The sequence below is a fragment of the Pseudomonas guariconensis genome (assembly GCF_024127895.1).
Classification (GTDB): domain Bacteria; phylum Pseudomonadota; class Gammaproteobacteria; order Pseudomonadales; family Pseudomonadaceae; genus Aquipseudomonas; species Aquipseudomonas guariconensis_B.
In genome coordinates, this window is record NZ_JAMYBK010000045.1 from 1 (window position 1) to 12815 (window position 12815).

Genomic DNA, 12815 nt, shown 5'->3' on the forward strand with positions numbered 1-12815 from the left:
GAACCAGGGAAAAGCCCTGGTTTTGATGCGATTGAGGCCTGAAAAATCGGCCTTGCGGCGTCGACACGTTACTTATCGCGGGCTTGGGGAAACTTGTTCGGAGAATCCCTAAAGGTTTACAGGTTACTCCGGTCACCTCCATGAACTGGGCGTAGAGACATATGCCTTTCGAACCACACCATAACCCTCGCGGTAAAATCGAAGACCGCTGGCATGCTGCGCACGCCATGCCCCTCAAGCGGATAGGTCAGCAACACGCTTTCTACTTCGCTAACGCTTTGCAATGCGCGATGAAACTCAAGCGCTTGCCCTGCCGGAGTGATCTTATCGAGTGCGCCACAAACATGCAGCGTCGGGGTCTTCACTCTCTCGGCATAGTGGATCGGACTGCGCGTGAAGTACTGCCCCTGCGGATCGCTCAGCGCATCGCGGAGCGCCAACTCGCAGAAGGTCGGCACGTTGCACGTCAGGTGCTGGCTGACCCAGTTGGTAACCGGTGAAGTGGGCACGGCCGCAGCGAAGCGCTGGTCCTGAGTAATGAGCCAGGAGGTAATATAACCACCATAGCTATTACCCATGACGCCAATACGCCCGGGATCTATTACGCCTTGGGCCTGGAGCGCATCCAGCCCCGACAGGTAGTCGTAAGTATCAGCACCGCCCATGTCGCCGAATACCAAGCGGGCAAACGCCTGGCCGCGGCCACTTGACCCACGTGGATTGGGCAGAAACAGCGCATATCCAGCCGCCAGCGCCATCTGTTGGAGCGCTGACCGCCCGATGTACTGCGGACGGACATACCAGACCGGACCGCCATGTACCTGCATAATTAACGGGTGCGGGCCATCTCCTTTGGGCGTAATGAGCCAACCATGCATTTCCAGCCCATCCGGTGCCGTCCAGACGAAGTCGCGCGCCGAGGCTCCAAGCGCTTGCATCCGTGCGTCGAGTTCAGGTACCGCGAAGCTACGGATCAAACGCTCGGTGCCAGCCTCAAAAGCGACCAGCGTGGGCGCCTCCAGGAACGACTCGACGAGGCAAAGGAAACTCTCGGGATGCCTGCCCAGCGGCGCGAGCTCCGAGAAAATCGAGCCATTGGGCTGGCGCTGGCTGTCGCGCCACAGCTCGCGGGCCTCACCAGTCTGCCGGTCGTAAACACCAGCAACGAAGTCCGGCCCTTGTCCCGCGCCGAACAGCAGTCTGTGCTCGTCACGCCAGATCAATTGGGTGACATCGGCATCGAGCGTGGCTACCTGGGTGACCGCGCCACTGGCGACATCGATCAATCGCAGATTACCGGCGACCAGGTTGCGGTCACTGCAAACGGCTTCGATCACGGCAATCGTACCGCCCGACGGCGTGGCGACAGCACAGTTGAGCTGGTCCTCCGGCTTGAACAGCGTCCGCACACTGCCGTCCTCGACGGCGATGAGACGGACATCTGCTGTATACCACCAGGTTTCCTCGGGATGATCCGAGCAGATCGCGACAACGTGACCGGGCCCGGCCCAACTTGCCTGCCAGACATTGACACCGGGCAAGGTGAGCCGTCGCACGCTTGCCGTGGCGACGTCCTGAATCCACACACTGCGCCAGGGCGAAGCCTCTGGCGCGCCCTCGACGCTTGGTGCCCAAGAGGCCTGGGTTTCGGCGTCCTGATTACTGGCCACCGCTATCGCGCCCTGCGCCCCGGCAAGATCCGACCCAAATCCGGCAACACAGAGCAACAGCGACTGGCCGTCGGCCGACCACTGCACCGACTCCACCAGACCATCGATCTGCGGACCAGCGACATCGATGCGGGTATTCACATCGAGGATACGCAACTGGTTCGCATGAGCCTGCTCACGGTCCGACAGGTACGCGATCGAACCGCCGTCCGGCGACCATTTGGGGCTGCTGTCGGATCCCGCGCCGTTGGTCACGGTTTCGATGGCGCCCGAGCCCAGATCGACGAACGCGATCCGGGTCGATGGCACCCCTTGTAACGCCTCACACACCACCGCAGCCGCAACCGCAGTGCCCCCATCGGGACTGACCATCAGTTGGGTTAGGCTGGATACCTCGCCACTGCCTGGACGCAGCCAAGCGCGGGTAAGTTGCTCGGCTTCAATGAACGAGCGATGCTCACGAAAATCCTTCTGCATCATCTTGCCCCGGAATGAGAAGATTGTCTGTGGACTGGGACCGGCTCAGGCCACCCGGTTGAAGATTCTCACCATCGAACCCAAACGACGCATTTTCCCATTGTCGTCAGGGTCAACAAAGGCAAGAGGGAAAGGAAACTCCACGCCATTCACGCTCATCAGGAACAGGTGTTCGCCAGCCCGCTGAAGAGCGAAGATCGTACCCTTGGAGTTGTCGGTCTCGTACAGGTCCTGTCTGGGCGCCATCCGGGCCAGCAGTTGCCCACCCTCACGGTAGACGTCGAAGCGAATCAGTTGGCTCTCGAAGGCCCCCTCGTAGGGCGCGGAGTCGAAATCCCCGTCAATCGGCGTTAGCGGCTCGGACGTCGAGCCCCAGCTTCGCAGGATAGGATCAATGAGCGTCGCGTCGAACACCCCCTGTTTCGAACAGTTGGTCAGCAACGCGAACGCCTGGCCACTCTCCGGGTGCGCATAGAGCCATGAGGAGACACCCGGACCGCCACCGCCATGGAACAAGACACTGCCCGACAGGATCATCCACCCCAGGCCTATGCGCCACGTGTGGGGAGACAGAAAGCCGGTGGTTTCCTGCGCCATCAGTTCTGCGCTGGCTTGCGAGAGGATACGCGTCCCGTTGACGCCAACCCCGCCGTTGATCAACGCACGAGCGAAGGTCACCAGGTCGCTGGCGGTCATCATGACCGTAGCGCCGGCCGGGCCGAAGCTCAACGGCAGGAACGGCCGGGTGCTCTGCACCAGCTTGCCCTGCAAATCGACCTGATCGCCGACGCTGACGCGAAAACGCGGAAGTTCGGTGATATCGGCCAACGAGTGCTGAAGACCCAGCGGCTCAAAGATCCGCGACTTGACCAGGCTGTACCACCCTTCACCACGAAGTTTCTGGGTGATGTGACCCGCAATGACCGTGCCGATATTCGAATAAGCCGTCGCTTCACCCGGCGCGTGCAACTGGGTCTTGGTCGCGCAATCCTCAATGGCCTCGACGATACGCTGCTCGTCAAAATCGCGGTAGGCCGGACAGTCATAATCGATGCCGCTGGTGTGATTGAGGAGCATGCGGCAGGTGATTCGGGGAAGCGCCTGCTCCTCGCCCAAACGGAGCTCTGGCAAATGTTTGATCACTGGATCGTCGAGCTCGATCAACCCATCATCTACCAGTTGCATGAACAGCGTGGCATTGATCACTTTGGTGATCGAGCCGATGTGCATCAGCGTATCTAGCGTCACCGGGTCACCCGTCACGCTGTTGCGCAGGCCGCCCACAGCCTGGTGCATTTGCTCACCGTCCCAGAACGCAAAGGATGCGCCGGTCACCTCACCGCTTTGCGTGAGGCTTGCGATGGCTTTCTCAAAATCGATGGTCATTCAGTGTCTCCTTGAGTCTATTGCTCGGATTTGTATTTAGAGAGTGTGTAGCTTCAGCGCTCGACGCTGAATCGTTTCGGCGAGAGCATTTGCGCATCCAGCCCAATATCGATGAGATCTTGCGGCAATGGGTTACCGGTACACAGTGCGGCCGTCAGACGACCTAGCGCGACAGCGGTTTGAATGCCATAGCCGCCTTGGCCGACCAGCCAGAAAAAGCCTTCCACGGCCGGATCGAAGCCAGCGACTGGCGTGCGGTCCGGGCTGAACACTCGCAGCCCTGCCCAGCTGTTGACGATGCGCCGCACCTGCGCTCCCGTAGCGTGTTCGAAGCGGTCCACGGCGATGGCCACGTCCAGCTCTTCAGGCTGAGCATCGCAAGGTGGTGAATCCGTCTCATCTGCGGGCGAAATCAACAGCAGGCCAGCATCGGGCTTGAAATAGAACTGCTCGTCGATCGCAATGACCGCAGGCCAGTGTGTAGCATCCAAACCGCCAGGCACATCGATCAGCGCGGCAGTACGGCGCTTGGGTTGCAAGCCCAGGGGCACAACGCCGGCGCTGCGCGCCACCTCATCGCCCCAGGCACCTGCGGCATTGACGACCACGGGCGTGCTAAAACACCCGTGCGGTGTATCCAAGTGCCAACGGCCATCGATATGACGCAATTCTTCGATCCGCACGCCCGTGAGGATCTGCGCGCCATGGGCACGCGCCTGACGCAGGAAACCCTGATGCAACGCATCGACATCGATATCCGCCGAGCCAGTTTCCAGGACCGCCCCGCCTATATAGCCAGCAAGCAACGCGGGCACCCGCTCCAACGCCTGCTCGGACGACAACACCTGGGTTCGCGCGGCCACCTCGGGATCTTCGCGTAGCTGCAGCAGCAGATCCAATTGCTCAGGGGTGCCGAAGAACATCGTATTACGCGGTGTCACCAAGGGGGTGGGCGCAAAGTCAGCGGGAGGTTCGAACAGGAAGCCACGGCTGGCGCGAGTAAGGCGACGCACGACCTCGTTACCATAGATCTCAGAGATCAGCGCCGCCGAGCGGCCGGTGGAGTGATAGCCTGCATGCTCCTCGGCCTCGACCACCAGTACCGAGCCCTGCGCAGCGAGCTGGGCCGCCGCCGATGCGCCGGCGATGCCGGCGCCGATTACCACGAAATCAACTTCCCTCACTTGACTCATCGTTGCCACCCGCTGCTTGAGATGGCTCGACTATACGAAATAAAAACGCAAAAAAGGAAATTAATTTTCTATTTTAGAAAATTTATTAAGCGGTTCGTGAGCTACGCCTAACCTTGCTGCCGCTTACTCGCCCCTTCGCGGTGCCAGCCTGCTTCTCGGAAAGCGAGACGAAGGTCTGGATCACCGGCTCGATGCTGTTACGAGGCGCGGCCGCCGCGACGATGCGACATGGCGCATCGCTTGCCTTGAGGTAAGCGTGGCCCATCTCGCTGTCGAAATACAGCGTATCGCCCGCGCCCAGTCGCACCGGCGCATAGAGGTCGGTATGAAACTCAACCTCACCCTCGATGATGTAAACGAACTCCTCACCAGGGTGACGAATGAAATCACCAAACTCTGCGAAAAATTCCTCCATCGTACGGGCATGCACCTCGACGACCATCGGCGCCATCTTCTTGTGCAGCAACTCCGTAGCAAGAAATCTCTGACTGTAACTGCGGGTTTCTACCTGCTGACCGTCGCCTGCTCGCTGCACCACACGCCGGCCGAGGCTGCTAGGCGCTGGTGCGACTGCTGGCAACAGCGCCTGACCCGAACTGCCGAGCAGTTCGGTCATGTCAACCCCCAAGCCACGACTGATGGCCATAAGCTTGTCGAAAGAAAGTGAAATGTGGCCAGCCTCGAGCTTCGACAGCGTCGAGGCGGCCATACCGGTCTTGGCGCTCAATTGGGCAAGCGTCATGTTCGCATTGCGACGCAGCGCGCGGATAGCTGCGCCTGGGTTGCTACTGCGGGTGTCTGGAGTGGAATCGATTGTCTTCATGGCGCGAACTGTAGCAGGCGCATCTCATTCCCCCCAAATAAAATATATCCAGGAGAATTCTCATTCGGAAAATTATTTTCCAATTCGGAAAATTAGCTGATACGCTGCTGCCACCTGCTAGGCATCAGCGGTCGCTCACAGGGCCTTTCCAACAGCACCGACAGACGTGTTCTCCAAAAGGAGTCCGAATGACTGACATCTCCTCTCAGACCGCCAACCTCCAGACTGGCGCCGCAGCACTGGACGACCTATTCCAAGGCGTCAATCGCAGCAACGCACCGGGCTTGGTCGTGGGCGTCGCCCAGCATGGCAAGACCCTCTATAGGCAAGGCTTCGGCTTGGCCAGCGTCGAACTGGGGGTTGCCAACACCCCTTGGACACGCATGCGCATCGGCTCTACCAGCAAACATGTCACCGCTCTGGCGGTACTGCTGCTGGCAGAGGAAGGCAAGCTCGATCCCGACGCCAGCATCCGCCGCTACATTCCCGAACTGCCGAAGCTCGAAGTTGAACCCAGCCTCCGTCAATTGATGTCACATACCGGGGGCTACCGCTGCCATCTCGATCTAGGCTTCATCGCCAACGGTATGGCGATACAGCCACGGGGAACTGGGATGGCGGCGCAACTACGCCAGAACGCGGCGAATTTCGCGCCGGGTGAATTAGGCCTCTACTGCAACGGCGGCTATCACCTGCTGTCGCATGCGATCGCACGGTGCAGCGGCATGCCCTTCGAGCAGTTCCTCGACGAGCGCATCTTCGCCCCCCTGGGCATGCGGGACACCGCCTCAGTACCGAGCGACCTACAGATTCACCGGGGCGTGGCGACGCTGCATCTGGCACAGCCAGACGGCCGCTGGACGCGCGGTATTTTCCCGAGCGAAGAAGTGCTCGGTGAAGGTGGGATGATCTCCACGCTTGACGACATGCTGCGCTGGCTCGCTCATTTGCGCGGCCCGAAAACCGTCGGCAACGCGGCAACCTGGGCGCAAATGACAACGCTCGCCAAACTGAACAACGGCACAGTCTTGCCCTACGCCCTCGGCCTGATGCGCCACGACTACCGCGGCGTCGAGGTTATCCAGCATGCCGGCGGCGTGATCGGCGGCTCCTCGCAGATGCTCACGGTGCCGAGCCACGGACTCGATGTGGTGATCATGACCAACGGTGCGTTGGTCAACCCAATCGCGCTCGCCTACCACGTCGTGGACAGCGTGATCGGCGATCTACTCGGAGCGCCCGCTGAAAAGGCTGCGGCCGAGCGCTTCCAATCACTGCTGGGGGCCCGCTATCACTCGCGTGTCACGGGTCAGGTGATCAGCTTCGGCGATGTCGCCGGCAAGCTGGGGATGTCTTTCCTGAACAGCCCAACCATGCCTCTGACCGATGACGGCGACACGCTACGCATCGGTTTCCAGGAACTGGCCGTCGGCCCGCTGAGTCTTCCCGTCGCGCAACTGGCCGACCTCCAGCAAGCTCCTGCCTCGTTGGAGTTCAGCGAAGGTGGCCATGCCGAGGTGTTCGAACGTCTTCCGGCTAAAGCCCCCTCGGTGGCCCAGGTGGGCGCTGCCTTGGTCGGTGACTACCACGCCCCAGATCTCGGCGCGGATGCCCAGATCCGCTTCGATGGCGATGTCTTGAACCTATACGTCCACGGCGCTCATGCCGTTTCGGTGATGCCGCTCGAGGCCTTCAGCTCTGAGGTGTTCGGCCTGAAATCTCAAGTCCCGGCATTGTCCTTGTACGGAGTCCTTAACATCGAACGCCAAGACGGGCGCGTGACAGGCTTCAACCTTAACACGATGCGCACACGGCACCTGCAATTTGAACGGAAAGACTGAAGATGAAAGCCCAAGAACAAGAAAAGCCTTTGCCGATGTCTTCAATGCTAGTGTGGGACAACCATGTCTGCATGCCCCTGCGCCCTCACGACGACAGTTTCCTGGATCAATTCCAGTGGCACCACCGCAACGGCACCGACGTGGTGATGGTCAATGTCGGCTTCGGCGACGACTCGATCGAGGCACACCTGCGCATGCTCGCCAGCCTGCGTGCATGGCTGGCCGCGCGCCCCGCGCAATACCGGCTAATCCGCTCGGTGGCCGACATTCACGCGGCCCGCGCCGCCGGTCAACTTGCCGTGGGGTTCGACATCGAAGGGGCCAACGCCATCGGCGACCAACTCAATCTGATCGAGCTGTATCGCGACCTGGGCGTACGCTGGATGCTGCTGGCCTACAACCAGAACAACCGCGCCGGTGGCGGCTGTCAGGACAATGACCTCGGCTTGACCGATTTTGGCCGTGCGATGCTGGAGGAAATGGCCCGCGTCGGCATGATCGGCTGCTGCTCGCATACTGGTTATCGCACCGCCCGCGAGGCGATCGATGCATCGCCGTCGCCACTGATCTTCTCGCACTCCAACCCGCAGGCGCTGTTCGCACACCCGCGCAACATCCCAGACGACTTGATCATCGCCTGTGCTGAGCGCGGCGGTGTCATCGGCATCAACGGCATCGGCTTGTTCCTTGGCGACAATGACGCCTCGCCGACCAATGTAGCGCGGCATGTGATGTACGTGGCTGATCTGGTCGGCGTCGAACATGTCGGCATCGGCCTGGATTTCATTCACGATCGCCAGGAGATCGATGCCTACCTTGCCGCGAATCCAGATAAGTTTCCCCCTCACCTGGGCTATAGCGTCGGCATGGACATGATGTCGCCCGCCGAACTTCCAGCACTGGCCGCGCAGCTCAGCGCGCAAGGCATGAACGACGCTGAGCTTGCGGCCGTGTTCGGCGGCAACTGGTTGCGGCTGGCCGAACAGGTTTGGCGCAACTAGCCAACATAAGAGCAACCCCTAACTACACCGTCGGCCCGCCTGGACAGGGATAACCCTGCCCGAATATCCAGCGGTCCAGCTCCTTTTACATCAACCAGAGGCATGTCATGACCCAAATTCAACGCTTCGACGTCGGCCCCCGCATCTCCCAGATCGCTATTCACAACGGTGTCGCCTACCTCGCCGGGCAGATCCCCTCGGACATGAGTGCGGACGTACAAGGCCAGACCACTCAGGTTCTGCAGGCCGTCGATACCCTGCTGTCACGTGCAGGCACGGACAAGACGCAAATCCTTCGGGTCGAGATCTTCCTGGCCGACATCGCCGACTTCGAGGCAATGAACGCTGCGTGGGACGCTTGGGTGCCTGCCGGGTATGCACCACCTCGCGCTACGGTGGAGGCAAGACTGGCGATACCGGAAATTAAGGTAGAAATCGTCGTCACCGCCGCAGTGAACGAAATCTGATACCCGTCGGCGACCTTGCGACCTTGCGACCTTGCAGTCACCACATTGAGGCTACCTAGCCCTGAGTGCCACTATCAAACAACAAAAATAACGGAAATCAGATGGAACACGTCATCGCGCATTCATCCTTCGTATCCGCCAACACTGGTAAGCAGAAGTCTAACTCGCGCGCGTTCATAACCACGCGTAAAAGTTGGCAGCATTTCGGCTTGTGCATCATCATTTACTTACTGATCTCTGTTTTGCTAGTCGGGCCGAACGCACAGGCTGCTGAAGCCCAGCCGACCGACAACACAAAACTTATCGAACCTTCCGCGGACGCAGCAAAAGCAGAAGCGAGCGACAACGCGCCGCCCCCTGACACCCCCTCATGTCTAAAATACGATCGCTATAACTACAAAGGCTCGGAAGCCCCCTTTCCATCCAACTGCGAGTCAATCAGCCCCGAACTGGGTGGTGCTCGCAAAGCCATGTTCGATGCGGGCTGGAACGCCCAACTCCTCCTCACCCACGGCCTGACCTACGACCTGAAAGGTCACGATGGCGGGAAGCAGTATTACAGCGGGCAGAAGCCTTCGTATACCGCGACGGGCTCCCTTATCGTCACCCACGACCTAGAGCGGCATGGCCTTCCGGCGGGCTCCTTATTCACCTTAGGCGGATCGTTCAACTACAACAGCTTTCGCGGTGACGGGCTTCGCGAAGCGTTCATCAGCCAGCTGTCGGCACGGGTTCCCTTGTATGACGATCGTCTAATCATTCAGGCAGGCTATTACGCTCTGGCAAATCAGTTCTACGGCACCCTGCTGGGCAACAATATCGCCGCCTCGACACTGGGACCAAGCAGTGGGCTGTTGGCACAGGTCGGTGCCCTGGGCTTCAAGCCATCACCTGCAGTCGACGTGCGCTTGTACAGCGAAGATAAACGTTTCTACTACCACGGCGGCCTGGCGCGCAGCATCAGCCCCGACGGCTTGTTCGCCGATGCGGATGAAAACAGGTATGGTTTGAAGTTCAAAACTAAAGGCGCAAAGACCATCGCCTTGAATGAAGTTGGCTATCGCGTTGAGTCTGGGCCTAACCAGAGAAAGGTATGGTTGCGCGGTGGCGTAGCCTACAACGACTCGGATTACACCCGACTGGATGACCCGAGCAAGACCAACAACAACTATGGCGCTTATGTCGTCGGCGATATCCAGTTGACGCAGCCGGACTCATCGCTGCCCTATAAGGGCTGGTACATGAACGCCTATGTCAACCAGGGCCGGGAAAACGTCAACTATTTGCCCGGTGCTTTCGGAGGCTCGATCTACAGCTTGGGCCCGTTTGACTCTCGCCCTTACGACCTCTTTGCCTTGGGTGTTTCCAAGAACCAATACAGCAGTTGGGCACGACGCAGCGCGGCGGATGCCGATATCGATTACGCGAAGGCATCCAGCAGCATTTCGCTGTCCTACGCCTATCGCGTGAGCCAAGGTGTGTATGTCCAGTCCGCACTAATCCATACAGATAACCCGACGTTCGCGCCGAAGCTTGACAGTTCGCTCAATGCCAACGTGACTTTGGTTCTCGTGTTCTGAACCCAGCGACTAACACCTGACCGCAGACCGATTGGGCTTCGCGCCCCTTGTAAATACTTCAGGCCGCCCTGGCAACGACTGTTGTCAGTGCAAGGCTGAGGTTCGCCTGAAATACCGGATAGCCGGCTTAGCAAACCGGTTGTTCCGGGCTCTGGTCGTGACCTGCGCGAAACCCAAGCCTCGCTGGACTGGTGTTCCCCAAGACGGCCACTGAACCATGACATCAGAGGTGTGGGACATGACAGTTACCAATGTTCAGAACACGCGCGATCATATGCTTGAGCGTGCCTGTGAAGCCTTTGCGCGCCATGGCTTCCAGGCCATCAGTCTCCGAGACCTGGCAACGTACATCGGAATAAAAGCCGGTTCCATCTACCACCATATCGACAGCAAACAATCGTTGCTCTATGAGCTCATGGAAGATGCCATCAGCGACCTGCTCTATCACACGCGCCTGAATTTGCGGCGCCAAGCGCAGGCCCACAACCGGCTCGATAGTTTCATCGATAGTTTCCTGGCCTTCAAACACCATGCCCCCAACCGTATCCATCTGTTGGCGCGTGAGCAGATCAGTTTGACCGACGACCAATCAAACGAGTTCAACGGTTTGAAGAATGAATATACCCAAATCCTTTCGGGCATCATCAAGGACCTGGTCAAGACAACCCACTTACAGCCACTGGCTCTATCCATGGCGGCAGACACCGTAATAGGCATGCTTTTCAGCCAGACGCAGTGGCTGAATCTAGATATGAGCGAACAGCAACAAAGCCCCCTTCTGAAACGCTTTGCTCACGGAATCATTGCGGCAATAGACATCAGCAAACTTGATTAGCGTTGGAGTCAGAATTTCTAACTGACCCAGCACTTGGTTCAACTAACTGACAACCGATGACGCGTTGTTCATGGCAGCGCTACATTTGATCCTGCGCTCCGTAGGCCGCGTTCCTTAACCTGCACGAGAAGCCCCATGTCTGACCTTCCGCTTCCTCCCTCTATTCCCAACAACGAATACCCCAGCCTCAGACGCGCGCGCTATGCGCAATATGTGCTTGGACTAGTCGCACTGCTTCTGGCGATGGATGCCGGAATCGTCGCGCTGTTGCTGGAACCCATCAAGCTGGACCTGGGCCTCACCGACGTGCAGGCAGGTATCGCGAACACCTCCAGCTATGCCTTGGCCTACGGTGTATTGAGCGTGCCGATGGGCTTGCTGGTCGACCGGACGAGCCGGGTCCGGCTGTTGATCCTGGCCATGTTGCTGTGGTGTGCGTCGCTCGGGCTTGCGACATTTGCAACGGGTTTTTGGACATTGGCACTGGCCAAGGCGTTGATGGGGTGCGCTACAGCTGCCTCGCTTCCGGCCGCCCTTTCGCTTTTCGGAGATTACTTTGCCCCTGACCGTCGTGCTGCGGCGACAACGACCTACCCACTAGGAAGCATTCTCGGAGGTGCCGCTGCTGTGCTGGTCGGCGGATTGGGCTTTGCTGCACTCAGCAATCTCTACGCGGCCGACCCCCATGCCTTGGCAGGGCTGACGCCCTGGCGTGCGGTGTTCGCACTCGCCGCGATCACAGCATTACCGGTCTTGGGGTTGATCTTGATGATGCGCGAGCCAAAGCGGATGGAAGTGCGTGAACAAGGCGGCGGCACCTGGCGGGAACTGTGGATGTACCGTGGCTTTCTGGTTCCGCTGCTTGCTGGTGTCGGATTGCTGACTGGCATGTCCACAAGCATCGCAACTTGGGCCGCGCCCGCTCTGATGCGCTTGTACCACCAGCAACCGGGAGATTTTGCGGGATGGTATGCCGCAGTCATTCTCGGCTCAGGGGGCGTGGGCGTGGCGGCATCCGGGAAACTGGTGAGTTGGGCGCAGCGCAATGGCGGCTATAGCGCAATCATGATTCCGGCAGCCATAGGTGCGCTCGTGTGCGCACCCGCCTCTGCCATGGGAATGGCGCCTGGAGTCTCGCTCTTCGCCGGGGCACTGACCGTGTTCCAATTGGCGGTATCGGTCGCTATCGTTGTACCCGTGATTGCCATCAATTTTCTTATCCCCAATGAACTCCGAGGGCGAGCGTTCGGCCTTTACATTATTTCAGGCGCGATCGGCAGTAGCCTGTCAGCACCCTCCGTCGCTGCGCTGAGTGGGCTTCTGGGAGGCGAGCACATGCTGGGCTATGCCATGGCGGGCGTTGGTGCGCCCATGGCCGTACTGGCAGCAGCCTGTTTGGCGATAACGGCAAAAGCGAGCCCAAAAGGAAATAATGAACCGCCCCGGGTTTCGTGGAGGCCTCAACTCTTGAGAAGATGAGGCCATGAAAAAGACTACGACCTACTCCCCTGAAGTCCGTGAACGTGCCGTGCGCATGGTTCT

At 59.4% G+C, this 12815-nt stretch carries 10 protein-coding genes; 6 read left to right on the top strand and 4 right to left on the bottom strand.

The window, feature by feature from the left end; translation table 11 throughout:
• Positions 1-116: 116 nt before the first annotated feature.
• From NJF35_RS24160 to NJF35_RS24175, 4 genes are all read right to left on the bottom strand, one after another.
• Complete coding sequence (locus NJF35_RS24160; RefSeq protein ID WP_253091581.1) at positions 117-2150, bottom strand: S9 family peptidase; 2034 nt, start codon at positions 2148-2150, stop codon at positions 117-119.
• A 42-nt stretch (positions 2151-2192) separates the two neighbouring features.
• Positions 2193-3533 (bottom strand): serine hydrolase domain-containing protein, encoded by a 1341-nt coding sequence (locus NJF35_RS24165; RefSeq protein WP_253091582.1) that lies wholly within the window; start codon positions 3531-3533, stop codon positions 2193-2195.
• A 53-nt stretch (positions 3534-3586) separates the two neighbouring features.
• Entirely contained in the window at positions 3587-4726 is a 1140-nt protein-coding gene (locus tag NJF35_RS24170) for an NAD(P)/FAD-dependent oxidoreductase (protein WP_253091583.1), read from the bottom strand.
• Between the two features lie 85 nt (positions 4727-4811).
• Entirely contained in the window at positions 4812-5549 is a 738-nt protein-coding gene (locus NJF35_RS24175) for a helix-turn-helix domain-containing protein (RefSeq protein ID WP_253091584.1), read from the bottom strand.
• 188 nt (positions 5550-5737) lie between these two features.
• Here NJF35_RS24175 and NJF35_RS24180 point away from each other — a divergent pair, with 188 nt between their 5' ends.
• The 6 genes from NJF35_RS24180 to NJF35_RS24205 all read left to right on the top strand — a co-directional run bounded on the left by NJF35_RS24180 (position 5738) and on the right by NJF35_RS24205 (position 12752).
• Complete coding sequence (locus NJF35_RS24180) at positions 5738-7390, top strand: serine hydrolase domain-containing protein (protein ID WP_253091585.1); 1653 nt, start codon at positions 5738-5740, stop codon at positions 7388-7390.
• Positions 7391-7392: 2 nt separating this feature from the next.
• Positions 7393-8391, top strand: a complete 999-nt coding sequence (locus NJF35_RS24185) for a dipeptidase (protein WP_253091586.1) — start codon at positions 7393-7395, stop codon at positions 8389-8391.
• A gap of 107 nt (positions 8392-8498) precedes the next feature.
• Positions 8499-8858, top strand: a complete 360-nt coding sequence (locus tag NJF35_RS24190) for a RidA family protein (RefSeq protein ID WP_253091587.1) — start codon at positions 8499-8501, stop codon at positions 8856-8858.
• A 101-nt stretch (positions 8859-8959) separates the two neighbouring features.
• Entirely contained in the window at positions 8960-10438 is a 1479-nt protein-coding gene (locus NJF35_RS24195; protein WP_253091588.1) for a carbohydrate porin, read from the top strand.
• Between the two features lie 238 nt (positions 10439-10676).
• Positions 10677-11273, top strand: coding sequence for a TetR/AcrR family transcriptional regulator (locus NJF35_RS24200; protein WP_253091589.1), 597 nt, complete (start codon positions 10677-10679; stop codon positions 11271-11273).
• A 135-nt stretch (positions 11274-11408) separates the two neighbouring features.
• On the top strand, positions 11409-12752 hold the full coding sequence (locus NJF35_RS24205; RefSeq protein WP_253091590.1) for an MFS transporter: 1344 nt from the start codon (positions 11409-11411) through the stop codon (positions 12750-12752).
• Positions 12753-12815 lie beyond the last annotated feature (63 nt).